The organism is Polaromonas sp. P4_H1, from assembly GCF_056400945.1.
On sequence record NZ_JBFUKG010000023.1, the window covers coordinates 18,003 to 42,375 of the forward strand.

Annotated in this window: 20 protein-coding genes and 1 other RNA gene; 10 read left to right on the forward strand and 11 right to left on the reverse strand. The window is 63.2% G+C overall.

Features of this window, described 5'->3' with window-relative positions:
- Positions 1 to 26: 26 nt before the first annotated feature.
- The 4 genes from AC1DS5_RS22820 to AC1DS5_RS22835 form a co-directional block, all read right to left on the reverse strand.
- Complete coding sequence (locus tag AC1DS5_RS22820) at positions 27 to 806, reverse strand: ABC transporter ATP-binding protein (RefSeq protein WP_477720539.1); 780 nt, start codon at positions 804 to 806, stop codon at positions 27 to 29.
- Positions 806 to 1,642 carry an ABC transporter permease gene (locus AC1DS5_RS22825; protein WP_477720540.1) on the reverse strand — a complete coding sequence of 279 codons (837 nt, stop codon included), beginning with the start codon at positions 1,640 to 1,642 and terminating at the stop codon, positions 806 to 808. The genes AC1DS5_RS22820 and AC1DS5_RS22825 overlap by 1 nt, the downstream gene beginning before the upstream one ends.
- A 16-nt stretch (positions 1,643 to 1,658) precedes the next feature.
- A complete protein-coding gene (locus tag AC1DS5_RS22830) occupies positions 1,659 to 2,627 on the reverse strand; it encodes an ABC transporter substrate-binding protein (RefSeq protein WP_477720541.1) in 969 nt (322 codons plus the stop codon).
- 434 nt (positions 2,628 to 3,061) lie between these two features.
- The gene (locus AC1DS5_RS22835; protein WP_477720542.1) at positions 3,062 to 4,759 is read right to left on the reverse strand and encodes an NAD(P)/FAD-dependent oxidoreductase; all 1,698 of its coding nucleotides are present in this window, start codon (positions 4,757 to 4,759) and stop codon (positions 3,062 to 3,064) included.
- 86 nt (positions 4,760 to 4,845) lie between these two features.
- On the opposite strand from AC1DS5_RS22835, the gene rnpB reads away from it, so the two are divergent.
- Positions 4,846 to 5,186: RNase P RNA component class A (gene rnpB, locus AC1DS5_RS22840), an RNA gene on the forward strand.
- 60 nt (positions 5,187 to 5,246) lie between these two features.
- On the opposite strand, the gene AC1DS5_RS22845 is transcribed toward rnpB, so the two are convergent.
- The 4 genes from AC1DS5_RS22845 to AC1DS5_RS22860 all read right to left on the reverse strand — a co-directional run bounded on the left by AC1DS5_RS22845 (position 5,247) and on the right by AC1DS5_RS22860 (position 8,681).
- A complete protein-coding gene (locus AC1DS5_RS22845; RefSeq protein ID WP_477720543.1) occupies positions 5,247 to 6,116 on the reverse strand; it encodes a basic amino acid ABC transporter substrate-binding protein in 870 nt (289 codons plus the stop codon).
- A gap of 133 nt (positions 6,117 to 6,249) precedes the next feature.
- Entirely contained in the window at positions 6,250 to 6,891 is a 642-nt protein-coding gene (locus tag AC1DS5_RS22850; RefSeq protein ID WP_477720544.1) for a flavin reductase family protein, read from the reverse strand.
- Positions 6,892 to 7,011: 120 nt separating this feature from the next.
- On the reverse strand, positions 7,012 to 7,758 hold the full coding sequence (locus tag AC1DS5_RS22855; RefSeq protein WP_477720545.1) for a GntR family transcriptional regulator: 747 nt from the start codon (positions 7,756 to 7,758) through the stop codon (positions 7,012 to 7,014).
- Complete coding sequence (locus AC1DS5_RS22860) at positions 7,755 to 8,681, reverse strand: polysaccharide deacetylase family protein (protein WP_477720546.1); 927 nt, start codon at positions 8,679 to 8,681, stop codon at positions 7,755 to 7,757. Before AC1DS5_RS22860 ends, AC1DS5_RS22855 begins: the two co-directional genes overlap by 4 nt.
- Before the next feature lie 486 nt (positions 8,682 to 9,167).
- Between AC1DS5_RS22860 and AC1DS5_RS22865 the strand changes: the two genes are divergently transcribed.
- Positions 9,168 to 9,344 (forward strand): hypothetical protein, encoded by a 177-nt coding sequence (locus AC1DS5_RS22865; RefSeq protein WP_477720547.1) that lies wholly within the window; start codon positions 9,168 to 9,170, stop codon positions 9,342 to 9,344.
- Here the strand turns inward: AC1DS5_RS22865 and AC1DS5_RS22870 are convergent.
- Entirely contained in the window at positions 9,341 to 10,993 is a 1,653-nt protein-coding gene (locus tag AC1DS5_RS22870) for an MBL fold metallo-hydrolase (protein WP_477720548.1), read from the reverse strand. The genes AC1DS5_RS22865 and AC1DS5_RS22870 overlap by 4 nt on opposite strands.
- A gap of 187 nt (positions 10,994 to 11,180) precedes the next feature.
- On the opposite strand from AC1DS5_RS22870, the gene AC1DS5_RS22875 reads away from it, so the two are divergent.
- Positions 11,181 to 12,182, forward strand: a complete 1,002-nt coding sequence (locus AC1DS5_RS22875) for a tripartite tricarboxylate transporter substrate binding protein (protein WP_477720549.1) — start codon at positions 11,181 to 11,183, stop codon at positions 12,180 to 12,182.
- A gap of 197 nt (positions 12,183 to 12,379) precedes the next feature.
- Here the strand turns inward: AC1DS5_RS22875 and AC1DS5_RS22880 are convergent, their stop codons facing one another.
- The gene (locus AC1DS5_RS22880; protein ID WP_477720550.1) at positions 12,380 to 12,925 is read right to left on the reverse strand and encodes a carboxymuconolactone decarboxylase family protein; all 546 of its coding nucleotides are present in this window, start codon (positions 12,923 to 12,925) and stop codon (positions 12,380 to 12,382) included.
- Positions 12,926 to 13,021: 96 nt separating this feature from the next.
- On the opposite strand from AC1DS5_RS22880, the gene dapF reads away from it, so the two are divergent.
- The 3 genes from dapF to AC1DS5_RS22895 all read left to right on the forward strand — a co-directional run bounded on the left by dapF (position 13,022) and on the right by AC1DS5_RS22895 (position 16,081).
- The gene (dapF, locus tag AC1DS5_RS22885) at positions 13,022 to 13,897 is read left to right on the forward strand and encodes a diaminopimelate epimerase (protein ID WP_477720551.1); all 876 of its coding nucleotides are present in this window, start codon (positions 13,022 to 13,024) and stop codon (positions 13,895 to 13,897) included.
- A 399-nt stretch (positions 13,898 to 14,296) separates the two neighbouring features.
- Complete coding sequence (locus AC1DS5_RS22890) at positions 14,297 to 14,992, forward strand: DUF484 family protein (RefSeq protein WP_477720552.1); 696 nt, start codon at positions 14,297 to 14,299, stop codon at positions 14,990 to 14,992.
- 9 nt (positions 14,993 to 15,001) lie between these two features.
- A complete protein-coding gene (locus AC1DS5_RS22895; protein WP_477720553.1) occupies positions 15,002 to 16,081 on the forward strand; it encodes a tyrosine recombinase XerC in 1,080 nt (359 codons plus the stop codon).
- 89 nt (positions 16,082 to 16,170) lie between these two features.
- On the opposite strand, the gene AC1DS5_RS22900 is transcribed toward AC1DS5_RS22895, so the two are convergent.
- Entirely contained in the window at positions 16,171 to 17,913 is a 1,743-nt protein-coding gene (locus tag AC1DS5_RS22900; protein ID WP_477720554.1) for a sensor domain-containing diguanylate cyclase, read from the reverse strand.
- A gap of 255 nt (positions 17,914 to 18,168) precedes the next feature.
- On the opposite strand from AC1DS5_RS22900, the gene AC1DS5_RS22905 reads away from it, so the two are divergent.
- The 4 genes from AC1DS5_RS22905 (at position 18,169) to AC1DS5_RS22920 (ending at position 24,009) form a co-directional block, all read left to right on the forward strand.
- Positions 18,169 to 19,374 carry a class I SAM-dependent rRNA methyltransferase gene (locus AC1DS5_RS22905; RefSeq protein WP_477720555.1) on the forward strand — a complete coding sequence of 402 codons (1,206 nt, stop codon included), beginning with the start codon at positions 18,169 to 18,171 and terminating at the stop codon, positions 19,372 to 19,374.
- Between the two features lie 302 nt (positions 19,375 to 19,676).
- Positions 19,677 to 20,735 carry a CobW family GTP-binding protein gene (locus AC1DS5_RS22910; RefSeq protein WP_477720556.1) on the forward strand — a complete coding sequence of 353 codons (1,059 nt, stop codon included), beginning with the start codon at positions 19,677 to 19,679 and terminating at the stop codon, positions 20,733 to 20,735.
- A 592-nt stretch (positions 20,736 to 21,327) separates the two neighbouring features.
- The gene (gene dksA, locus AC1DS5_RS22915) at positions 21,328 to 22,134 is read left to right on the forward strand and encodes an RNA polymerase-binding protein DksA (protein ID WP_477720597.1); all 807 of its coding nucleotides are present in this window, start codon (positions 21,328 to 21,330) and stop codon (positions 22,132 to 22,134) included.
- A 39-nt stretch (positions 22,135 to 22,173) separates the two neighbouring features.
- On the forward strand, positions 22,174 to 24,009 hold the full coding sequence (locus AC1DS5_RS22920; RefSeq protein WP_477720557.1) for an STAS domain-containing protein: 1,836 nt from the start codon (positions 22,174 to 22,176) through the stop codon (positions 24,007 to 24,009).
- Positions 24,010 to 24,373 lie beyond the last annotated feature (364 nt).

The window sequence follows — 24,373 nt, forward strand, 5'->3', positions numbered from 1 at the left end:
CGGTAGGTGGCGCGGGTCAATGCATATCAATGTTCGGCTGATGCCATCGACTCCGCGCGGATTTCTTCGGTCAGGCGCGCCTTGAGTTCCATGAACTCCGGCGAGGTCTTGATCGTATAGTGCCGCGGGTGCGGCAGGTTCACCGCAATGTCGGACTTGATGCGTCCGGGGCGCGCGCTGAACACCGCCACCCGGTTGGCCATGAAGATCGCTTCGTCGATGTCGTGGGTGACGAACAGCACCGTCTTGCGCGCCGACTCCCAGATACCCAGCAGCAACTCCTGCATCAGCACGCGGGTCTGGTTGTCGAGTGCGCCAAAGGGCTCGTCGAGCAGCAGGATTTTTGGGTCGTTGGCCAGCGCCCGTGCAATTGCCGTGCGCTGCTGCATGCCGCCGGAGAGCTGCTTGGGAAAGTGGTTTTCAAAGCCGCGCAGGCCCACCTTGGCCATGAAGTAGGCGCTGCGGTCCTTCTGATCGGCTTCGTTCATGCCGCGCTCGCGCAGGCCAAAGCGAATGTTCTGTGCGACGGTCAGCCACGGAAACAACGTGTAGCTCTGAAACACCATGCCGCGGTCGGCGCCCGGACCTTCGACCGGGCGGCCGTCGAGGATGGCCCGGCCCGTGCTGGGCCGCTCCAGCCCGGCGACGATGCGTAGCAGCGTGGACTTGCCGCAGCCCGAGGGGCCGAGGATGGTGACGAAGTCGTTGTCGTTCACTTCGAAGTCGACCGGCAACAGCGCCTGCGTGCGCTGACCTTTGGCGGTTTCGAAAACGCGCGACACCCCTTGAATGGACAGTTGACTCATCAGATAGAACTCCAGGCAAACAGGCGGCGGTTCAGCGCCTTGAAGGCAAAGTCGGACACCAGGCCAATCAGCCCGATGATGATGATGCCGAAGATGATCTGCCCGGTATTGAGCAGGGCCTGGCTGTCGGTGATCATGTGGCCAATGCCGCTGGACGAGCCGATCAGCTCCGCCACGATCACATAGGTCCAGGCCCAGCCCAGCACCAGGCGCAGCGTTTCGGCAATGCCGGGTGCCGCGCCGGGAATCAGCACGCGGTTGATGATGCCGCGGTCGGAGGCGCCCAGCGTGTAGGCCGCTTCCACCAGGTCGCGCCGCGCGCCGCCTACGGTAACCGCCACCATCAGCACGATCTGGAACACCGAGCCGATGAAGATCACCAGGATTTTCTGCGTTTCACCAATGCCGGCCCACAGGATCAGCAGCGGGATGAAGGCCGACGCGGGCAGGTAGCGGCAGAACGACACGAAGGGCTCGAAAAAGGCCTCGACCCCCTTGTAGGTGCCCATCGCAATGCCCAGCGGCACGGCGATCAGGCTGGCCAGGATGAAGCCGCCGAAGACCCTCCACACCGTCATGCCGATGTCGTGGATGAAGTTGAGCTCGGTGAACAGCAGCCAGCCTTCCCTGGCCATCGTCACGGGACTGGCGAGGAAGGTGGGCGACACAAAGCCGCCCAGCGTGAAGATCGCCCAGGCCAGCACGAACAGCACAAAGAAGCCCAGGCCCAGCAGCCAGCGCGAGTTGGTGCCCACAGGCTCCAGCGGCGCCAGCCATTGGCTGCGCTGGCGCACCGGTGCTTCGGGCAGGTGAGGCGGTGCCTGGATATGTTCCATGACGTGTTCCATGGCGTTACTTGATGAAGCTGGCGTCAAAGGTGACCGCGAGGTTCTCGGGCGCCTTGCGGATCACGCCGGACTCCAGCAGGATCTTTTCGGCGTCTTTCATGAATGCGGTGATCTCGCCGGCGAAGAACTTCTGGTTGGCCGCCTTGTCCTGCCAGCGCAGGTAGGCTGCCGACTTGGCAAACTGCTCGCCGGTCTGCTTGACGGCCGAGCCCATCAATTCATTGGACTTGACGGGGTCGGCCTTGATCATGGCCAGCGCCTCGAAATAGGAGTTGGTGAGCGCCTGCGCGGCTTTGGGATTGGCCTTGAGCCAGGTCGGTGCGCAGCCCACCGTGTCCATCACCATGGGGTAGTCCAGCGTGGTGGCCAGGATCTTGCCGGCGGCCGGGTTGTCGCGCACGGTGGAGAGGTAGGGCTCGTAGGTCATGGCCGCGTCGTTCTGGCCTGCGACAAAGGCCTGGGCAGACGCCTGCGGCGACAAGGTGGTGGTCTTCACGTCCTTGATCGTCATGCCGTTTTTGTTCAGCATCCAGGCCAGGCCGAAGTAGGGTGCGGTGCCCGGAGCGTCCACGCCGATGGTCTTGCCCTTCAGGTCGGCAAAGCTCTTGATATCGTTACGCACGGCCAAGCCGTCGGCGCCATAGGATTTGTCCATCTGGAAGATCTGCACGATGGGCACGCCGTTGGCGTTCCAGGCCACATGGGTTTCCACGGTGGTGGCTGCGCACTGGATGGCCCCGGCGGCCAGCGCCAGGTGGCGGTCTTTCTGCGGAATGAACTTGATTTCCACATCCAGGCCGTTTTTCTTGAAGATGCCGGCCTTGTCAGCCAGCGACAGCGGGGCAAACCCCGTCCAGCCAGACATGCCCAGCGTCAGCTTGGTTTCCTGTGCTCCGGCGGCTGAGGCCATGCCGGCCGCGCAAGCGCCTGCCGCCAGCAGCGAAGCCAATTTCTTGACGGTTGTCTTACCCATTGCGTACTCCTGTTTGATTCAGAAAATCGGTTGATCCCAAGATCCCTGCACAGCAAAGTCCGGGCAGGGAGAATTTTGCCAACATGGAACAACCTGTATATACAGGTAAACCCTAACTCTAGGTGAATCGCCATGAGCGAGTCCGAAAAATGCACTGTATTTGGGATTTTTCCCCTGAAAATGGTGAAATTACACCCCGCTCTGGGCGTGATATGCTGTCTATACAGGTATTCTATGTTGACGGAGAGGGCAGAGCAAATTCGGGGCCAGCTGGAAAGGCCCTGTGTATCCCGGCGACTATGTTTTGCGCGCGCGATGCCCGCCTATCGCGTATTGACGAAGCAGGAGGGCCCGTCTGAAATCAGCGCACCATCATCGCTCGCGCCGTGCCGTGCCGGGCGACCGGGTTGTAGCCCAGGCGGGCAGCCTGCTGATCAGGCGCTCAGGAGGTTGCGCGCCACGGCCTCGGCCACCTTGATGCCATCCACGCCCGCCGACAGGATGCCGCCGGCGTAACTGGCGCCCTCACCGGCAGGGTAGAGGCCGCGCACATTGAGGCTTTGCAGGTCTTCGCCGCGGCTGATCTTGATCGGTGAGGAGGTGCGCGTCTCCACGCCGGTCAGCACGGCGTCATGCGTGTCAAAGCCCTTGATCTTGCGGCCAAAGGCGGGAAAGGCTTCGCGCATGGCTTCAATCGCGTAGCCGGGCAAGGCTGACGACAGATCACCGACGGTCACGCCGGGCTTGTACGAGGGCATGATGCTGCCCAGCGCGGTGGATGGTCGGCCCGCCACAAAGTCGCCGACCAGCTGGGCCGGCGCCTGGTAATTGCTGCCGCCCAGCACATAGGCATGCGACTCCAGCCGGCGCTGCAGGTCGATGCCGGCCAGCGCATCGCCCGGGTAATCGCGCGGGTCTATGCCCACCACGATGCCGGCGTTGGCATTGCGCTCGTTGCGCGAATACTGGCTCATGCCGTTGGTCACTACGCGTCCGGGCTCCGAGGTGGCGGCCACCACCGTGCCGCCCGGGCACATGCAAAAGCTGTAGACCGAGCGGCCATTGCTGGCGTGGTGCACCAGCTTGTATTCGGCCGCGCCCAGAGCAGGGTGGCCGGCATGCCGGCCCCAGCGTGCGCGGTCGATGATGCCCTGAGGGTGCTCCACGCGAAAGCCGATGGAAAAGGGTTTGGCCTCGATGTACACGCCGCGGGCGTGCAGCATGGCAAAGGTGTCGCGCGAGCTGTGGCCCAGCGCCATCACGACGTGGTCGGCGCGCAGCTCGTGGCTTTCGCCCGTGGCCTGGTTCTGCACCGTGAGGCCGCGGATGTGCTTGCCGCCGGGGCCGGCCTCGATCAGCACGTCCGTTACCCGCTGCTCAAAGCGTATTTCGCCGCCCAGCGCGATGATCTGCTCGCGCATGTTTTCCACCACCTTGACCAGTTTGAAGGTGCCAATGTGGGGATGGGCTTCGTAGAGGATGTCGGCAGGCGCCCCGGCCTTGACAAATTCGTTCATGACCTTGCGGCCGAGGTGCCGCGGGTCCTTGATCTGGCTGTAAAGCTTGCCGTCGGAAAACGTACCCGCGCCGCCTTCGCCAAATTGCACGTTGGACTCCGGATTCAGCACGTTCTTGCGCCACAGGCCCCAGGTGTCCTTGGTGCGCTGGCGCACGGTTTTGCCGCGTTCGAGCACGATGGGCTTGAAGCCCATCTGCGCCAGCAGCAGGGCCGCAAAGATGCCGCACGGGCCAAAGCCGATCACCACCGGGCGCAGCGGCAGGCCTTCCGGTGCCGTTCCCACCGGGTGGTAGGCCATGTCGGGTGAGGGCAGGATGTGCGGGTTGCCGGCAAACTTCGCAAGCAGAGCAGCCTCGACCGGCGACGGGCCGCCCCTAGCCGGGAGGGCCCCCTCGGGGGGCAGCGAGGACACGTCAGTGCCGAGCGTGGGGGCCAACTCCACATCGACGATGTACACCTGCAGCAGCTCCGCCTTGCGGGCGTCAAAGCTGCGCTTGTGGACCTGGACAGCCGCGATATCGGGGGCGGCGATGCCCAGCGTACGGGCGATCAGGGCAGGCAGGGCGTCTTCCGCGTGGTCCAGCGGAAGTTTGAGTTCAGTCAGGCGAATCATCAGGGGCTCGTGTTGATCAAGCAGCCCCTATTTTAAAGGGTCCCCGTCATACGCCGCGCTGGCGGATAACGGATAATAGGTCCCGTGAAGCCTGCCAGACCGCCGCTGGTGCAATCTGGGAAACCAGGCACTGGAGGAACGTCCGGACTGCACAGGACAGCGTAGGAGGTAATACCTCTCCACCGTGAGGTGAGGATCAGAGCAACAGAGACGAGTCGTTTTTGGGTAACTCAAAAGCGGGTGAAACGGGCAATCTCTACGCGCAGCAATACCAAGTAGGCCAGCGTTGATGTAGCTCCGCAGAGCTGGCGGGTAGGTAGCACCGAGCCGGGTGGGCGACCCCCGGCCCAGATTAATGGCGGTCACACCGGGTTTGCCGCAAGGCAAATCCGGCGCACAGAATCCGGCTTATCGGCGGGCTTCACACTTATAAAAAAACGGGCCCCGTACGCCGAAGCGAACGGGGCCCGTTCTGCTTGCGGTTCGCTTATTTCGACGCTGCGGGTGCAGGGGCCGCAGCAGCAGCAACAGCCGGTGCCGCGCCAAAATACTGGGTGTAAATCTTGTTGTAGGTGCCGTCGGTCTTGATGTCGGCCAGGCCCTTGTTGAGTTTTTCCAGCAAGTCGGCGTTGCCTTTTTTCACTGCCAGACCGTATTGTTCGGCCGCGAAGCTGGCGTCGCTAATGGTCTTGAACTTGACGCCCTGGTTGTTGTTGACGTAGTGCACCACCACGCCGTTATCAGCCACTACGGCGTCCACGCCGCCGGCTTCCAGCTCTTTCAGGGCCAGGGGGGTGGACTCGAAACGTTTGATGTTGGCGCTTCCCTTGCCTTGCAGCTTGGTGACCACCTCGTCGCCGGTGGTGCCGTTTTGCACGCCCACCTTGAGTTTTTTCAGGTGGCTGAAGTCGGCGATTTTGGAGTCTTTCTTCACCGCAATCAGTTGTTGCGCGTCAAAGTAAGGTGACGAAAAATCCATGGTCTGCTTGCGCTCGGGGGTGATCGTGATCGCCGAAACCAGCAAGTCGCGATCGCCCTGGTTCAGCGAGTTGAAGATGCCTTCCCAGGGCGTGTTCACAAATTTCACCTCGATGCCGGCTTTTTGCGCCACTGCCTTGACCACGTCGATATCAAAACCAACGATCTCGCCTTTTTCGTTCTGTGATTCGAAAGGGGCATAGGCGGCATCGGTGCCGACTACATAGGCCCGGGCTGCCGGTGCCGGAGCCGAGGCGGCGGGTGCTGGCGCGGTGGCTGTCGGTGCCGGCGGCTCCTGCTTGCCGCAGGCCACCAGCACCAGGCTGGCCAGCAGGGTGCCGGCAGTTTGCAGGAAATATCGTGTCGTGATGAAAGGCATGAAGACCTCGTTGGGTTGAGTTGATGGGGCCTGCAGGCCAGGTCAAAAAAGTATAAACCGGCCATCCCCCGGGTTTACCCCCTGCGCCTTGCGGCACCCCCCGCTGTCAGGTCCGCTGCCAGGTCTCGCGCTGTCAGATCTCGTCAATGCTGGTGAACAGCGCGGGCTGGGCCTGTGCACTGGCGGCTTCCAGCGAGAAGCGTTCCCGTGTGTTGATGTAGAAGCTGGCACCAAAGCGCGCCACCGGAAAGTAGTTTTGCAAGCGGACGCGCCACAGATCGGTGTCAATGAGTCCGTCGCGGGCATGCAGCCAGTGCACCTGTCCGATGAAGATCTGCCGGCTGGGCGTCTCCAGCAGCTCGTACAGCGTGCACTCAAAGGCCGCGGGCGCCTCCGCGATGCGCGGCGGCTTCACATGCCGTGAGGGCGCCGTGCTGAGGCCCACCTCGGCCAGCTCGCTGACATCGGCCGGAAAGCGCTCGCCGCAGCGGTGCATCTGCCCGGCCATGGCTTCATCGGTCAGGTGCACGACGAACTCGCCGGTGCGCACGATGTTGGCCGCCGTGTGCTTGAGCTGGCCGTCCTGCAGCCGGTTGATGCTGACCATCACGATGGGCGGCTCTTCACCGAGCATGTTGAACATGCTGAAGGGCGCTGCATTGACGACGCCGTCCTCGCTGAGTGTGGTGATCAGCGCAATCGGCCGCGGCACGATCAGGCTGGCCATGAGCTTGTAGCGCTGGTATTCGGTGATGGCTGAGAAATCAATGTCCATGGTCAGTTCTTTGTCGGTTGGCTTGCGATGGCGGATGGGTCCGGGCCGCGCACCGGGCGGTGCGGCGGGTGGTTTAGCGGGCGGTATAGTGGCAGGGCCGCCAGCGTGAAGCGCAGCATGTCAGGCCAGTCCCAGCATCTGGGCCAGGTTTTTTTCGGCCTGGGGTTTGTCCAGGCAGATGCGGCGTTCCAGGTCGAGCAGGTGCTCGTTCATGACGCGCACCGCCTTGGCGGGTTCCCCGTTTTCCAGGTAGTCCACGATGCGCGCGTGTTCGTCATGCTCGCAGGCGGCGTTGCCGGGCGGCTCGTACAACGCGACGATCAGCGAGCAGCGGGACACCAGTTCATGCAGGTAGCCGTGCAGCACCGCGTTGCCCGACAGTTCGGCCAGCCGCAGGTGGAAGGCGCTTGCCAGGCGCGCCCAGGCCGGCTGGTCCGCGCGGTGCAATGCTGCATGCTCGTCGCGCAACTGTTTGCGCAACAGCAAAATCTCGGCCTTGGTGACGCGCTGTGCCACCAGCGGCACGATGGCGGCCTCGAGCAGGCGCCGCGCCTGGAAGATCTGGCGCGTTTCTTCGGGCGTGGGCGCGGCCACCACCGCGCCGCGGTTCGGGCGCAGGTCGACGATGTGATCATGCGCCAGCCGCTGCAACACCTTGCGCACCGTGGCGCGGTTCACCGAGAACAGCTCGCACAGCGCCTGCTCCGGCAGCTTGGTGCCCGGCGCGATGCGCTGGTTCATCACACTCTCAAACACCGAGTGGTAGATGCGGCTTTCCGTTTCCGACAGGCCGGGCAGCAGGGGGACGGAGGCGCCAGCTGGCATGCCGGTGGCGGGCACGGGCGCGCGTTTTCTGGCGGTACTCATGCGTCTGCTCCGGGGAAAACTTCGTTCATGTGGGCGCAGATGGCGCCGGGCGTGGTGAACCAGATGCGGCCCTCATCGCGCAGGCGCGCCAGATGTTCCAGCGCCCCGCGCAGATGGCGCAGGCGGTAGGGCTGGCCAACGATGTAGGGGTGCAGGGCGATGCCCATCACCAGCGGCTGGCGGCTGGATTGCTCCAGCATTTCATCCACGTTGTCGATCACCATCTGCGCGAAATCCTTGCCGTCCATCTGGCGCGCGATGATCATCGGAATGTCATTGAGCTCCTGCGGGTAGGGAATGGACCACAGCGGCCCGCCGCGTGTGCGCAGGGGCACCGGCTGGTCGTCGTGGCACCAGTTCAGGGTGTAGCGGTAGCCGGTTTGCGCCAGCAGGTGCGGTGTTGCCCGGCTTTCGGAGATCCAGGGCGACAGCCAGCCGGCAGGCGCCGTACCACTGCACTGGGCGATGCGCGCCCTGCACGCCGCGAGCAATTCACGCTCCTGCGGCTCGGCCATGTCGGCCTGGCGCTCGGCATTGGTGTGGCCGTGGCCAATGAGTTCATCGCCGCGGGCCGCGAATGCGGCGACCAGTTCGGGGCAGTGGTCGTACAGCGCGGTGTTGATGAGCGTGCCGGTCGGCAGGCCCAGCGCGTCAAACAGCTCCAGGCAGCGCCACGCGCCCACCCGGTTCCCGTACTCGCGCCAGGCGTAGTTCAGCACGTCGGGCTGCGGCGAGGCCGGGCCCAGGTTGGCGCCCAGGCCCTCGCCAAATGCGAAATGCTCCAGATTAAAGCCCAGATAGACCGCGAGGCGCCGCCCCTGCGGCCAGTGGTAGTCCGGCCGGTGATGGATGCCCTGGAAGTCGAACAGACCGTGTCCGGGAAGCAGGCGGGTCGCCATGTCGCTGGCGGATGCCGGGCTCATCGGGACAGGCCCCTGAGGCAGGAGTCCAGGCTCTCATGCGGCTGGGTGCGGGCTGTTGCATGGATGGTATGCCTGGCTGTCTGGTTTTGGTGCGGACGCATGAGGTGCCGGGAAGGGTGAATCAATGGACTGGCTTGAGCAGTTTTTGTGTCAAGATGGCTTATAAATTGTCAACAATATTAACAATAAATTGTACCTAAAATCGACCGGATGGGTGTTGACCATTTTGACGACGTGGTACGACGCTTGCGTTGGCGAAGGGAGTTTTTTCGATCGAGCCCTTTCTTTTTCAGGAGAAACGCCAGGTCCTTGTTTCGACGTTCATTCACCGGCCTGCTCTTGGGCGGCGAGCAGCAGATCGCTGACCGTGGCGCGCGGCCTGATGAGCCAGCCGGTGGTGTTGCTGTCGGACGAACCTTTGCTGGGCCTGGCACCCAAGGTCATGGAAGAGCTGTTTGCCGCGCTGGACGCCCTGCGCTAGGGTCCATGGCCGCGCTGATGGTTGACCAGATGGCCGCGCTGGACCTGTCGCTGGCCGACCGTGCCTATGTGCAGGAGGCGGGGCGTGTGGTGGCGCGGGGTGCGGCGCAGTCGCCGATGGCTCGCTGCTGGTCAAGGCCTACCTGGGTGGTGCGGCCTGGACCTGGTTGTAAAGGGTGTTAAAGCGGGCCAGCCAGCCCCAGTTCGCGCACCCGCTCGATATGCGCCAGCAGGGAGCGCTTGGCCACCGGCCAGATACGTGCATCGACGTCGTCGTAGGCCTGGGCGACCCAGTCGTCCAGGGTTCCCTCGGGCTGCGCCTGCATCACGCCGATGATCTTGGCCTCGCGCTTGAGGCGGTGCGCCTTGAGCTGGGCAATGGCGGCTTTTGCGTGCCCCAGCACATAACCGTGGGCCGGGGCGATGAATTCAATCTGGTGCTGATCGCAGGCGCTGCTCAGCAAATCCAGGGAGTCGAGATAGGCGCTCATGTTGCCGTCCGGCGGGTCCACCACCGTGGTGCTGCCGTTCAGGATGTGGTCTCCGCTGAACAGGATGCCGTCTTCCAGCAGCACGAGGCACACATGGTTGGCGGCATGGCCGGGGGTGTGCAGCACTTTCAGGGTATGCGTTATGTCGCCCTCGGGCCCAGGCGCCACCAGCGCGAGCAACTCCTGATGCTCCAGCGCCCGGTCCGGCGTGAACGCGCTGTGGGCGCGCGCGGTGGGCTCGGAGGGCAAGCCGAGGATGGCGGGCCGGGTGTTGCACAGGGCTTGCAGGGGTTTCGCGCCCGGGGAGTGGTCGGGGTGCGAATGGGTGCACACAATCATGCGGATGTCGCCGCCGGCCGCCCGGTACAGCCGGTCCAGGTGATCCGCATCGGCCGGTCCCGGATCAATCGCGATGTAGCCAGTGGCGGGCTCGCCGACGAGGTAGCTGTTGGTGCCCGGGCCGGTCATCACGCCGGGGTTGGGTGCGGTCAGGCGCATCAGGTTTCTCAACAGCATCACGGGCTGCGCGGTTTGCCAGTCCAGCATGTGTACGATCTGCCCGTCGGGAGAGGTGAGCGCCAGCTCGCCATAGGGCGCTTCGTGTTCCATGTACCGCGCCTCCTTGCCGGCCAGCAAGCCGGCGCGCGGGCAGGATGTCCACAGCGGCGTCTCCAGCGCGCAGGCCTGGAGCACCGCATCGACATCGGGGTAATGCTGCAGCCTTTCCAGCGTGCGCAGGGTCGGGAAGATCATGAAGAAGCCGCCGGCATGGTGCCGGGCCAGTGCCTCGGCGGGGCGCACCCAGACCGGTTCGAACTGCTCGGTTTCGTCTGCCACCGGGCTCTGGCCCTCCGGCATGCGCGCCACCAGAAAGGGCACATCGAAGCGGCGCGGCAAATCGCGGTCGGTCACCCAGTGGGCCAGCACAAACACCTGGTCACCGGCCAGCGTGAGACCGCGCTGGCCGCACTGGGCGGCAAACGGGGCCTTGCGGTCCAGCGCCGCGATGTCGGCCGTGCTGGCGTAGCGGCCGTCGGCATGGCGCGCCAGCAGCACGCCCAGTTCTTCAAAGCTCTCCCGGATGGCGGCAATCGCCTGCGTCAGGTGCAGGTCACTCTGGCCGGGCCGCCGCGTGGACTGGCCATGCGCCTGGGCATCCGCCGCATCAATGCCGCCGCCCGGAAACACATAGGCGCCGGGGGCAAAGCTGGCGGTCATCGAGCGCCGTGTCATCAGCACTTCCAGGCCCTGCGCTGTGTCGCGCAGCAACAGCACCGTGGCCGCCGGGCGGGTGGGGACGGGGTCCCGCTGGGGGTAAAGGAGTTGGGAGGGTCTGGTCATGGCCTGATTTTGCAGTGAAAGAGAGGGCGGCGCTGTCCCGCCAGCTTACATAGGGTCCGGCCAGCGGCGTTCGACAATTGGAATTGAAATTGGAATTCGAATTGGTAGCGTGCTAAGTGTTAACCGCAATGGCGCGGCGGCGGGGCGATGCCGATACTGGCACCCATTCAATTTGCAGGCTTCAACCATGACGCATCCCATTTTCAGGACCGCACTGGCGCTGGCCGCCACCATGCTGTGTGCCTGCAGCCTCAGCGCCTTTGCGCAGACCACCCCGGCTGGCGCAGGGCAAGCCTGGCCGTCCCGGCAGCCCATCAAGTTCGTGGCGGTGTTTCCGCCCGGCGGCTCGGTCGATCAGGTGGCGCGCATTCTGGCGCAGCCGCTGTCGCAGCAACTGGGCCAGAGCATCATTGTGGAAAACAAGGGCGGCGCGTCGGGCTCCATCGGTACCGCGGCCGTGGCCGCAGCCCCGGCGGATGGTTACACCTTTGCGGTGGTGTTCGACACCCACGGCGTCAACCCCAGCCTGATTCCCGGTTTGCCGTTTGACACGCGCAAGGATCTGGCGCCGGTCTCGCTGATTGGCACCTCGGCCATGGTGCTGGCGACTTTTTCAGCGTCCGAATACAAGACCTTTGGCGATGTGGTGGCAGCGGCCAAGGCCAAAAAGAATGTGAACTACGGCAGCATCGGCTCGGGCAGTCTCGGCCACCTGGCGATGGCGCTGCTGAGCAAAAGCGGCAACATCGACTGGCAGCATGTGCCCTACAAGGGCGGCGGCCCGCTGATGTCCGATGCGGTGGCCGGCCATGTGCCCTTGTCCATTGGCTCGGTGTTTGTGACCAAACCGCACATTGACAGCGGCCGCCTGCGCCCGCTGGCCGTGACGACCAGCAAACGCTCGCCTGATCTCCCCAATGTACCGACCGTGGCCGAAAGCGGTTTTGCCGGGTTTGATGCGCCGGCCTGGTGGGCCATCGTGGCGCCGGCCAAAACGCCGCCCGAAGTACTCAAGCGCATGAATGAAGAAGTGAACAAGGCCTTGAAGAACCCCGAGATTGCAAAAAAACTCAGTGCACAAGGCATTGACATCGTCGGCGGCTCACCGGAGTCGGCCCGTGTCTTCATTGACAAGCAGATCGACATCTGGGCCAAGGTTGTCAAGGAGAATGGGATCAAAGCGGATTAGGTTGGCCCCCACGGTCGCTCACTGCGTGTAGCTCCCTGCCCCCCGAGGGGGCCGCTGCGCCTGCGGCCCGGCAAAGCCGGTTCCGCGGCCCCTGCTGGGTGGGGAACCTCCCCCGGTCGCTGGGTGTAGCTCTCTGCCCTCCAGGGGCCCTTCGCTTTTCAGTGTGTGCGCGGCCTGGTATCTCGCTGTGACCCGGCTCATTCCTCCGGCGACACGCCCAGCGCCACCAGAAAACGCGCCACCATGTTGTAGGTGGCAATCGCGCTGGTCAGTTCGACCAGTTCGGTGTTATCAAAATGCTCGCGCAGTGCCGCGAACACCTGGTCGCTGACCTTGACGTCCAGCGTCATCTGCGCGGCGTACTGGATCACCAGTTGCTCCACTGTACCCAGCGCCGGGTGCGCCGTGGTTTGGCGCGCATCGTTTTTGACCAGGGCCTGGAGTGCGTCCAGCTCGGACTGGCTGCCGCCGGCGGCCAGGAAGTCCGGTGCATGGTGACGGTATTCGTAGTCGGCACCGGTCAGCAGTGCCACGGTGCAAATGCCCAGTTCGCGGAGCTTGCGGCTGGTCGGCAGCCCGGTGCGCACCGCACCCAGATAGATATTCCAGGCCCGCGCCAACGGCTCGCTCCACAGCAGCGCCTTGTCGAGGTTGATCATGGTACCGCCCCGGCGCGCCAGGATGGCGTCCACCAGGTCCTGTGGCTGGGCCTTGAGGCTGGGAGTCCATTCGGGAATGCGCATGCTTGTCTTTCTGCCGGGTTGATGGATCGAGGAACGGCGCCGCAAAGCGGTGAAGCGGTGAGGTGGCAAAGCGCAGCGTCGGCGGATAATGTGGCGATGCTAATCCGTTTTACAAAAATGCAGGGTGCGGGCAACGATTTTGTGATGCTCGACGAGACCCGCGAGCGCCTGAACCTGTCGCCCGGACAGTACCGTTTTCTGGCCGACCGGCACTTCGGTGTTGGCGCCGACCAGATCCTGTCGGTGCGGCCTTCCCCGGCGGAGGGCATTGATTTTGAATATGTGATCCACAACGCCGATGGCGGTGAAGTCGAGCAGTGCGGCAATGGCGCGCGCTGCTTTGTGCGTTTTGTGCGCGAGCGGGGGCTCACCACCAAGGACGTCGTAAAAGTCAAAACCCTGAGCGGCGTGATCGAGCCGCGCATGCAGGCCGATGGCCGCGTGACGGTGGACATGGGTGCGCCGGTGTTTGAGCTGGCGCGCATTCCCTTCGATGCCGCGGGCTTGACGGCGCAGCCCTCTGGTTCGTGGGAAAAATGGCCTCTGGCCCTTGAAGAGAAGGCACTTTCTGCTTCTGTTTTTATAGCGGCACTGTCCATGGGCAATCCCCACGCGGTGCAGCTCGTCGATGACGTGGATACGGCGCCGGTGCTGGAGACCGGCCCCTTGATCGAGCGTCACGTGCGCTTTCCCAAACGCGTCAATGCGGGCTTCATGCAGGTCGTCTCGCGCAGCCGCATCCGCCTTCGGGTGTACGAGCGCGGCGCCGGCGAGACCCTGGCCTGCGGCACCGGTGCCTGTGCGGCGGTCGTGGCCGGCATACGCTGGGGGCTGCTCGATGCGCGCGTGGATGTGCAGACGCGCGGCGGCCAGCTGACGATTGAATGGGCGGGCGGCCTGGATTCCCCGGTCATGATGACCGGCCCGGCCACCACGGTGTTCGAGTCCGAGATTGAAGTTCCCGAGTTATAAAGCCACCCCCGTCCAGGCTCACTGCGTGTAGCCTGTTCCCCCCTCAGGGGGCGGAGAAATTGGCTCACCCCCGTCCAAGCTCACTGCGTGTAGCTTGTTCCCCCCTCTAGGGGGCGGCGCCTGCGGTCTGGCAAAGCCGGTTCCGCGGCCCCCACTCGTGTGTCCACTGAACTCTTCAACCCAGCATGAGCCGCAGGACCGGCTTTGCCGGGCCGCAGGCGGGCGGCCCCCCCCGGGGGCAAGGAGTTACACGCAGTGAATGACTGTGGGGGCTTCAGTCTGAGCCGTGGAACCGGCTTTGCCGGGCCACAGGCGGGCGGCCCCCTCGGGGGGCAGGGAGTTACACGAAGTGAACGACCGTGGGGGCCTATTTCTCGGCTATTTCCCTACAATGCCGACATGAATCCAACTGAACATCCCATCACCGAAGACGACATTGCCAATTTCCTGGCCAACACGCCCGACTTTTTCGAGCGTCACGCGGAACTGCTGGCATCGGTGCAGCTCTCCAGTGGTCACGGCAACCGTGCCGTCAGCCTGCAGGAGCGCCAGGCTGGCATGTTGCGCGACAAGATCAAGGGCCTGGAGACCAAGGTGGTCGAGATGATTCGCCACGGCCAGGACAATGTGCTGATCGCCGACAAGATGCAGCGCTGGACCCGCAAGCTGCTGCAGACGGCGCAGGCGCGCGAGCTGCCCGGCACCATGGTGGAAGGCATCACCACCGAGTTCCAGATTCCGCAGGCCGCCATCAAGGTCTGGGGCGTGAACGGCATTTTCTCGGACGAAAGCTTTGCGACTGGCGTGAGCGAGGATGCCCAGACCTTCGCCTCCTCATTGACCACGCCTTACTGCGGTGTCAATTCCGGTTTTGAATCCGTCAACTGGCTGCCCGAGCCTGCGATGGCGCTGTCGATTGCCCTGATTCCGCTGCGCGCGGCTACCGGCGCCCAGGCGTCGGGCCTGCTGGTGCTGGCCTCGCCCGATCCCGAGCGCTTTCACAGCGGCATGGGCACCGACTTCCTGGAACGCCTGGGCGAACTGGCCGGTGCCGCGCTCTCGCGTTTGCGGGCGCAGCAGACCAGCACCGCCTGAACACAACCCATGACGCAGACGCCGCCAATTGCGTCCGGAGTTCCTGAATCCAGGCCTGAGGCCGCGCCCGTGGCGTCGCATCCGCTGGTGGAGCGTTACCTCGAGCATGTGCGCGTTGAAAAACGCCTGGCGATGCGCACCGTGGAACTCTACGCGCTGGACCTGCAAAAGCTGGAGGCCAACGTCCGCCAGGCCGGTGTCGCGCTGACCGATGTGCACAACACCCACATGCGGCGCTGGGTCGCGCAGATGCATGGCGCGGGGCGCAGCGGTCGCGGGATTGCGCTGATTTTGTCGGGCTGGCGCGGTTTTTATACCTGGCTGGGCCGTGAAGGCCTGGTGGCGGCCAACCCGGTGCAGGATGTGCGCTCGCCCAAAGTCGCCAAGCCCCTGCCGAAGGCCTTGAGCGTGGATGAGGCGGTGCAGCTGGCCAGTTACCAGTCCCATGATGAGGACGATCCGCACCTGGAAGCGCGAGACCAGTGCATCACGGAGCTGCTGTACGGCTGCGGGTTGCGTATTGGCGAACTGGTGGGGCTGGACGTGCGGGCCAGCGGCCAGGCACGGGGCTGGATCGACATGGAGGCGGCTGAAGCCCATGTGTTGGGCAAGGGATCGAAGCGGCGCAGCGTGCCGGTCGGCCGTCAGGCCCTGCAGGCGCTCAACAGCTGGCTCGCCTTGCGTAGCGACTGGGCCGGCGAGGGCATCGCCGGCGTGGGGTCAGACGGCGAGGCGCTTTTCATCAACCGGCGCGGCGCGCGGCTGACACCACAGCATATCCGCCTGCGCCTGAAGCGGCGTTCGCTCAAGGCCGGGCTGGCAACCCCCGTGCATCCGCACATGCTGCGCCACTCGTTTGCCAGCCATGTGCTGCAGTCCAGCGGTGATTTGCGCGCGGTGCAGGAGTTGCTGGGCCACGCCAACATCACGACGACGCAGGTTTACACGCGGCTTGATTTCCAGCATCTGGCCAAGGTCTATGACGCCGCCCATCCGCGCGCCACATCGGCCGGCGTGGCTTCGCGGGCTGCCCCGCTGCCCGCAACAGCTCCCGCCCCGGCGGTGGTGAAGGTCAAGTCCAAACCGTGAACCAGGGGAGGGGGCGGGCCCGACAAGCCATGAGCCCCCGAGCTCCCTGAACTGCCCGCGCCCCTGCCGTGATTTGCCCCCTTGCGAGGTCAGGCGACTTTGGCGACTTTGCGGCTGTAGGCTTGCCGCACAGGCATCGCTGGCGGCGTTTCACCCAGCAGGAAAACCGCACGCTTGCTTTGCGCGGGCGCCGCGGCCAGCCGCTCCTGCAACTGGGTCAGCAGGCCCTGCGCGTACGAGCCCTGGGAAGGCACGATGGCGTAAGCCACGTGAACCTGGGCCACGCAGTTCACATGCAGCCCCTTGTAGGGCATAAGGCAACGCGCGACGATGCGCTGGGCGAGAATGGCGGCGTCTTCCGGGCTGATGGGGCCTTCCACCAGCATGCCGAAGCGCTGCTCCGAAAGCCGCGCCGCGCTGTCAATTTCGCGGGAGGCGGACAGCAGCCGCTCGGCAACGCGCAGTGGCAGCTCATCGGCCGCCGTGCGTCCGAAATCTTCCTGAATCTGCGCGCCGTTGATCACGTCAATCAGCATCACGGCGCTCTGGTGCTGCAGCCGCTCGGAGCGCGCAATCATGCGGATCAGTCTTTCACCAAACACATGGTTATTGATCAGGCCGGTCGCCGGGTCGACCCGGTCCAGGCCCTGGATGCGGCGGGTATTTTCGCGTCGGTGCTGGCTGCGCAACATCAGCAGCACCATGACGATCGGCAGGTGCAGGGCCACGCCCAGCTGCATGCCGTGCTGCGTGAAAAAGCCTATGGGCACCAGATCGGCATTGCGCGCCACGCTCCAGCCGGCGGCAGTAATCACGGGCAGGTAGGCGAGCATCAGCCAGGGCGCAAACCGGTCCCCACGCCGCCAGGCCCAGGCCATGACCAGCATGCCACTGAACTCCAGCAGCAAAAGAGTAGGGATGAACAAGTCCATGCGCGATGCGGCTGGCACCAGCGACAGCACCACCGCGACCGCCATGCCCAGCGCCGCCTGGCCGACCATCAGCCAGTGCAGCCGGGGCAAGCGCTCGGGCAGCGCCACGGTCGCCGAGATGAAAAGCAGCGTGGTCGAGGCCGTCAGCATGGGCAGGACCGACGTGGACACATCGTTCCACCAGGGCCAGTGGGGCCACAGGTGCAGGCCGCCTATGCCGGTCAGGGTGGCTTGCGTGAGGCCCATCAGCGTGACGCACAGTGCGTACAAGCCGTAGGCCGTGTCACGCAGCGAGATGGCGCTCAGCAGGGAGACAAGTGCAGCCAGACCCGTCAGTCCGAAGAAGATGCCGAGGATCAGCGAGATGCGCTGCTCGGAGTAGCTCAGGCGTCCTTCGCTGATGAATCGCAGGGGGGCGCTCAGGGCGTGTCCGTTTTCCAGGCGCAGCAGGTACTTGGTGGGCACTTCTGCAGACAGGGCAATTGGCAGCAGCGGATGGCGGTGCGGCACCGGCCATTTGTTCACGGCCACGAGATCGCCCGCCCGCTGTTCGTTCCACTTGCCGGCGCTGTCCAGTGTGTAGAGCGAGGCGCGGTTGACGGACGGGTAGGGCACTTCAAGGTACCAGCGCTCGGCGTCCGGTGCGGGCGGCACGTTGAAGCGGATCCACAGGGGAGAGTCGCTGGTCACCGGATAGATGGCCTCCCCGTTTGTCGGCCGCCAGGGAATCTCGGGGGTATTGAAGACTTGTTCCGGCGTGAACCGGCCGCTGGTGTCTATCCAGTAGTCACCCCAGTCGGCCAGGGGAACCGGCTGGGTCTGCGTGTCCAGGTCGAGTACGGTGCGCGGGTGCGCGTCCACGGAGGTCAGCGCCAGCAGCGATCCCGCCAGCAGGCTCAATGCCAGAGCCGCCAGCCGGGCCCGAACAGCCGGGGTGAAAAGACGGCTTGCGAAGCCCGGGAGTGGCTTGCAATTCCTTAATTGTTCTGAAAAGTAATTAAAAATCATTAACCGGCGATTGTCGCAAATTTTCCCGACAACGACATCCCCTGAATTGAGGGGAAAGTGCAGAAAGTGCGTGCAGCGTGGTTTTCGGACCTGCGGCCCGCCGCGGTGGGTCGCAGGGCTCCCCCTTCAAGCCGCGACAATAGCGTCATGAAAATAATTCGACTGAAGGAAGGCAAAGAGCGGTCTTTGCTGCGCCGCCACCCGTGGATTTTTGACGGAGCCATCGCCAAAGGCGGCGGCGATGCTGGTGAAACAGTCAGGGTGGAAAGCCATGACGGGCAGTTCCTGGGCTGGGCTGCCTTCAGTCCGAGTTCCAAAATCCGGGCGCGGGTCTGGAGTTTTGACGAAAACCAGCGCATAGACGCTTCTTTTTTTGTAGCGCGTATTGCTGAAGCCATCAAGGCCAGAGACTTGTTCGACATTCAAAGTGATGGCCGGCGCCTGGTCCATGGGGAGTCTGATGGCTTGCCCGGTCTGGTCGTGGACCGTTATGCCGACACACTGGTGGCGCAGTTCTCCAGTTGCGGTACCGAGCGCTGGAAAAGCGTGATTGTGGATGCCCTGCTGGCGCAAACCGGCCTGACGCGCCTGTATGAGCGATCAGATGCCAGCGTGCGCTCGCTTGAAGGCCTGCCGGAGGCGACGGGATGGCTGACTCCATCAGCGTCCCCGGGCGACACCGAAATCATCATCACCGAACATGACTGGAAACTGAGCCTGGATGTGGCGCAGGGCCACAAAACCGGCTTTTACCTCGACCAGCGCGACAGCCGGCACAAGTTTGCCGCGTACACGCGGCGCCGGCAGTTTGAGCGGGTGCTCAACTGCTACTGCTATACCGGCGGTTTTACCGTGGCCGCTTTGGCGGGCGGCGCGAAGCATGTGACATCCATCGACTCGTCCGGGCCAGCCCTGGACCGTGCCAAGGCCAATGTGGCCCTGAACGGTTTTGAGGCCAGCCGGACCACCATGCTGGATGCCGATGTGAACGCTTCGCTGCGCCAGTACCAGAAAGAAGGCCGAACCTTTGACGCCATCGTGCTCGACCCGCCCAAGTTTGCGCCCACGGTGACCCATGCCGAGCGCGCGGCGCGGGCTTACAAAGACATCAACCGGCTGGCGCTGGCCATCCTGGAGCCTGGTGGCGTGCTGTTCACCTATTCCTGCTCCGGTGGCATCAGTGCAGACCTGTTTCACAAGATCGTCGCCTCGGCCGGCACCGATGCGGGTGTGGACGCCTTTATTTCCGAGCGCATGGGCGGCGCGCCCGACCACCCCATGACGGTGGCGTTTCCGGAGGGTGAATACCTCAAGGGGCTGGTGCTGGTCAAAAAGCCTAGCCTGGCCGTTTGACCGGTCCGGCAATGGATCATTCAGCTTGCTGCCCTCGTGCCCTCGTGCCCTTATTCCCATGTGCCCATGTGACAGGAGCGTAGTTTGCTACTAATATAGTAGCAATTGGCAATGCAGGGAGCCGCATTCCGGCTCGCGCGAATGCCCCGGGGGAGGCTTGACACCGCCTGTAAAGTAACTGCTGCCAAAGTGGGATTGGCCGAAGCGTTTCAGGGGCTTGAACAGACCGCTAAACTCCCCAGCTTGGTTTCTATTCCCGCTTTGCGCATTTTTTGCATTTCTCCGTTTTTTAGGCAGACACCATGAGCTTGATCCCCGTCACCATCCTCACCGGCTTCCTGGGCTCGGGCAAAACCACCTTGCTCAAGCGTGTGCTGACCGAAGCGCACGGGCAGAAAATCGCCGTCATCGAGAACGAGTTCGGCGAGGAAAACATCGACAACGAAATCCTGGTCAATGACACCAGGGAAAACATCATCCAGATGAACAACGGCTGCATTTGCTGTTCGATCCGCGAGGATTTGCGCGAAACGCTGCAGTTGCTGGCCGCCAAGAAGCGCAAAGGGCTGCTCGACTTTGATCGCGTGGTGATTGAAACCACCGGCCTGGCTGACCCGGGGCCGGTGGCCCAGACCTTTTTCATGGACGAAGAAATTGCCGAGCAGTACCTGCTGGATTCCATCCTGACCCTGGTCGATGCCAAGCACGCCCAGGCCCAGCTCGATGACCGCCAGGAAGCGCGCCGCCAGGTTGGTTTTGCCGACCAGATATTCATCAGCAAGTCCGACCTCGTGGCCGAAGGCGAGGTGAAGGCGCTAATGCATCGCCTGACGCACATGAATCCCCGCGCGCCCCAGAAGAGCGTGCATTTCGGAGAGGTGGCGATTGCGGATGTGTTTGACCTGCGCGGCTTCAATCTCAATGCCAAGCTCGATATCGATCCCGACTTCCTCACAGCCGAAGAGCACGCGGCGCATGATCATCACGACCATGAGCACGGCGAGCATTGCGACCATCCCTCACATGCACACGAAGGGGGCGAGGGTCACCACCATCACCATGACGACGACGTCAAAAGCTTTGTGTTCCGTTCAGACAAGGCCTTCAGCCCGGCCAAGCTGGAGGACTTCCTGGGCGCCGTCGTGAATATCTACGGCCCGCGCATGTTGCGATACAAGGGCGTGCTCAATATGCAGGGGACCGACCGCAAGGTGATTTTCCAGGGGGTGCATCAACTCATGGGCAGTGACCTGGGTCCAGCCTGGGCTGAGGGCGAGCAGAAAAACAGCAAGATGGTCTTCATTGGAATCGATCTGCCCAAAGATATTTTCGTGCAGGGCCTGGAGCAGTGCCTGGTTTGAGGTAGGCTGTTTTCCTGCAACTTATAAAAAGCAGGAGGGATTCATGATTGTCTCGATTCTCCAACGATTTGGTTTCAGGGTGTCACAGCATGCCGGCGAGCCGCTACAATCGCGCGCCGACCAAAATACCCGGAAAGCTGAATCGGGAGGCCAGCCAGGCAGAAAACAGGCCGCAAGCAGCGTTAAAGTAGCTCCTGTGCAAACTGGCAAGGCGGCAGACAAACCGGGCGATCTGGCAACGGGTCGTTCGGCACAAGGTAAGGCCGGACTGTCCGACAGCAGTTTGACCAGGAGACAGTCCGGGGATTCTCCCAAGGCTGCTTCCGAGAGGAGACATATTGTGAAAGCCCCAGCGAAGAAGTCCAAAGCGCCAGCCAAGGCAGTTGCCAAAGCAGCGGTGAAAGCCAAATCGGCGCCCAAGGCCGCAGCGACGGCGGTGGGCAGGGCCGTGAAAAAAGCCGTCAAACCTGCTGCCAAAGCCAAGCCGGCTTCCTCGCCCGTTGCCAAAAAGTCCGCCAAGGTGTCGTCCCCGAAAAAGTCGGCCCCTGTCGCCAGCAAAAAGGTAGTGGCCCAACCGCTAGCCAAAACCAAGGTGGCCGCCAAGCCTGCCAAATCCTCCAAACCCGTGGCCAAATCGATTACCAAGCCCGCTGCCAAAGCGCCCACCAAGCCAGTTGCCAAAGACGACACCGTCGTCAAGGTATCCGGCACCCTGAAAGCACCGCCTGTGGCCATGCCTGTTCCCCCTGCTCCGGCACCTGCCCCGCAATCGGTGCTGAGGGCCCCGCCGCCCCTGAAACCGGGGCGAAGAAGTTCCCCCCGGACGGCGACCCAATCACCCCCGCCCGCACCTATGGTGCCAACCCATGCGCCCGACGCAGCCAAAGCCAGCTACTCCATAATGACCGAACGTGTGATCGCGCCGCCCATTCAGGCGGCTGCCAAAAAAGACCCCAAGCTTGCCAACAACTGGAAGACCAAGTCCGCAGAGCAGTTGACCGACGAGGAAGTCAAGGCTATGCCGGATTCCGAGTACATGAACGAAAAGCAGATGGCATTTTTCCGCCACAAGCTGTCGGTGCTCAAGCAGGAAATCCACAACAGTGCCGGTGAAACCACAGAACACCTGCGCGAAGACACCGTTGTCGTGCCCGATCCGGCAGACCGCGCCACCATTGAAGAAGAGCATGCCCTTGAATTGCGTACCCGCGACCGCGAACGCAAGCTGCTGAAGAAGATCGAGCAGTCGATCGCCCGCATCGATTCCGGTGACTACGGCTACTGTGACGAAACCGGTGAACCGATCGGTGTGGGCCGGCTGATCGCGCGTCCCACCGCCAATTTGTCGCTGGAAGCGCAGCAGCGCCGTGAGCTCAAGCAAAAGATGTTTGGTGACTAACGGCCGGTTTGCTGGTTGAACGTTTTTAACCGTCCCGTCATGTCCAAAGAAGATACCGAATCCGGCTTGCTCTCCAAGATGGTGAAGTTCGTCCGCAATCCTGCGACGAACTGGTCGGATCTGGACTCCGCGCAGTCAGACCGGAACGAAGCCATGAGCAAGCAATTGCTCAAGGAGATGATTGAGCGCAAGCGGCGCAACGACTTTGTGCGCAAGCGCGAATTCGACATGCTGCGCAAAATGCGCAAGCGCGAAGCCATGGTGGGCGTGGGCCAGGACCCGGGCGGCCGACCGTCGTTTTTCCAGAGCAGCATGCCTTCCAGGCCAGATGACCGTGCATCCACGCTGAAAAAGATCGATGAGATCGAGGCGCAGATGTCCATGCAGTGGTGGAAAACCAAGAATGGCACTGTTCAGGGCAATTCTGCTCAAGGACCCCTTGGGGCCCGTGGCAAGCCTGCCGCGACGCAGACCTCGCTGCTGGATAACGCCCTGCCTACCGCCTACAAGGCCACGGAACCCAACGGACTGGAGTCTGCCGCCCAAAAAGCGGCAACTCCAATGTCAGCACAGGAGTTGATGCCGACCCAGCCCGATGCCTTGCTCACGGTGCCTGCAGCCTCCTCCGCACCTACCCAGCCAGCCAGCCTTCCTGCGAAGCCCCATGCCATTGGCGGCCTCGCGGGCGTTGGGGGTGATTACGACGGCAGTACATCGGGTTTTTCGCCTTCCAAGCTCACAGCGGTGGATGTGGAGGAGGACGGGGCCCGGCACGGGGTGCACGATGCGGAACTGGAAGAAGCCGCCATCCGCTTTGCCAATGGCGATGATGCCGGCGCCGAAGCGGGCCTGCTTGAGATATTGGGGCCGGGCGGTGTTCGCGCGGAGCACACTGAAACATGGCTGGCGCTGTTTGATTTGTACCGTGCCACGGGTCAGCAGGAAAAATTCGAGACGGCCGCGATCCAGTTTGTGGAGCGGTTTGACCGTTCGGCTCCGCAGTGGTTCTCCATGCCGGACATGGTGAAAAAGCTCAGTGCCCCGGCTGGCAAGGCAAGCAACGCGCCTGCTGCCGACTGGGTATGTCCTTCGGCGCTGGGCATCCAGACCGTTGCGGCCCTCAAGGCGGCCACCGCCAAGGCGCCTATGCCGTGGCGCCTGGACTGGAGCAACCTCAAAACCATTGAACTGGCTGCTCTCGGGCCTTTGACCGGGGTATTCAGTAGTTGGGCGGCACAGCCTGTTCAGCTGGGTTTTATTGGCGATGCGAAATTGCTAAACGTCCTGCAAAACGCCACACCTTCGGGCAGTCGTGATACAGCTCACAGCTGGTGGCACCTTCGCCTGGAGGCGCTGCGTGTCATGCACCGGCCTGACGACTTTGAACTCGCAGCCCTTGATTTTTGCGTGACTTACGAGGTTTCGCCGCCCGCCTGGGGCGCCGCACGTTGCAAGTACAAGCCGCTGGATACAAAAGGCGGCTCGATGGGCGGGCAGGCCATCATTGGGGAGGTGTTTCGCGACTCCACACACTCCGGCATAAGTAGTCTGGAGGGGGATACCCAGATCGACGGACAAAGCTCGGTGATGAGCCAGCAGGCGTCAGTGGAACTGTCCGGGCAAATCCAGGGCGATGCCATTGAAGTGCTGGACAAGCTGGGGGCCAAGCTGATGGGGGCAGACGTGATGCTGATCTCCTGCGCCAAGCTCATACGCGTCGATTTTTCTGCCGCAGGAACGTTGCTTAACTGGGTGTCGGCCCGCGAGACTGAAAACCGCTCCGTACAGTTCTCGGACGTCAATCGCCTGGTGGTTGCTTTTTTCAATGTGATCGGAATCACGGAACATGCCAGGGTGCTTGCTCGAGTTGACTGAGGTCCACTCATCGTGTCCCGCCCTGCGAGGGGTGCTTCTGCATCTGGGGCACTTGCGAAACGATTGTCCGCAGCCCGCGTAACCTGTCTGCCCCCTTGCTACCTCTGTCTTTGACCGGGTCCACACCCGTGCCCCGGGCCGGAAACCATATTGCTTGCGACCTGCTTGCGGCTTATATCGTTCGCTATGACCGGTCGTCATGAGTGAGTGACCTGCCGACTGTTTTCAAAAAAACAGGAACGTTGCTGATACTTACCTTTCGCACTGTCTTGACATCGCCGGGGCGTCATCAGGCATGGCCTGGGAGTCCATCCATTGGCATGCCGTCCTGCGCGTCCCTTAATGCAACACTTTCATTGGCTTT

Coding starts and splice junctions, on each gene's coding strand:
- AC1DS5_RS22820 (WP_477720539.1), bottom strand. CDS start 806: ATGAGTCAACTGTCCATTCAAGGGGTGTCGCGCGTTTTCGAAACCGCC.
- AC1DS5_RS22825 (WP_477720540.1), bottom strand. CDS start 1,642: ATGGAACATATCCAGGCACCGCCTCACCTGCCCGAAGCACCGGTGCGC.
- AC1DS5_RS22830 (WP_477720541.1), bottom strand. CDS start 2,627: ATGGGTAAGACAACCGTCAAGAAATTGGCTTCGCTGCTGGCGGCAGGC.
- AC1DS5_RS22835 (WP_477720542.1), bottom strand. CDS start 4,759: ATGATTCGCCTGACTGAACTCAAACTTCCGCTGGACCACGCGGAAGAC.
- AC1DS5_RS22845 (WP_477720543.1), bottom strand. CDS start 6,116: ATGCCTTTCATCACGACACGATATTTCCTGCAAACTGCCGGCACCCTG.
- AC1DS5_RS22850 (WP_477720544.1), bottom strand. CDS start 6,891: ATGGACATTGATTTCTCAGCCATCACCGAATACCAGCGCTACAAGCTC.
- AC1DS5_RS22855 (WP_477720545.1), bottom strand. CDS start 7,758: ATGAGTACCGCCAGAAAACGCGCGCCCGTGCCCGCCACCGGCATGCCA.
- AC1DS5_RS22860 (WP_477720546.1), bottom strand. CDS start 8,681: ATGAGCCCGGCATCCGCCAGCGACATGGCGACCCGCCTGCTTCCCGGA.
- AC1DS5_RS22865 (WP_477720547.1), top strand. CDS start 9,168: ATGGCCGCGCTGATGGTTGACCAGATGGCCGCGCTGGACCTGTCGCTG.
- AC1DS5_RS22870 (WP_477720548.1), bottom strand. CDS start 10,993: ATGACCAGACCCTCCCAACTCCTTTACCCCCAGCGGGACCCCGTCCCC.
- AC1DS5_RS22875 (WP_477720549.1), top strand. CDS start 11,181: ATGACGCATCCCATTTTCAGGACCGCACTGGCGCTGGCCGCCACCATG.
- AC1DS5_RS22880 (WP_477720550.1), bottom strand. CDS start 12,925: ATGCGCATTCCCGAATGGACTCCCAGCCTCAAGGCCCAGCCACAGGAC.
- dapF (WP_477720551.1), top strand. CDS start 13,022: ATGCTAATCCGTTTTACAAAAATGCAGGGTGCGGGCAACGATTTTGTG.
- AC1DS5_RS22890 (WP_477720552.1), top strand. CDS start 14,297: ATGAATCCAACTGAACATCCCATCACCGAAGACGACATTGCCAATTTC.
- AC1DS5_RS22895 (WP_477720553.1), top strand. CDS start 15,002: ATGACGCAGACGCCGCCAATTGCGTCCGGAGTTCCTGAATCCAGGCCT.
- AC1DS5_RS22905 (WP_477720555.1), top strand. CDS start 18,169: ATGAAAATAATTCGACTGAAGGAAGGCAAAGAGCGGTCTTTGCTGCGC.
- AC1DS5_RS22910 (WP_477720556.1), top strand. CDS start 19,677: ATGAGCTTGATCCCCGTCACCATCCTCACCGGCTTCCTGGGCTCGGGC.
- AC1DS5_RS22920 (WP_477720557.1), top strand. CDS start 22,174: ATGTCCAAAGAAGATACCGAATCCGGCTTGCTCTCCAAGATGGTGAAG.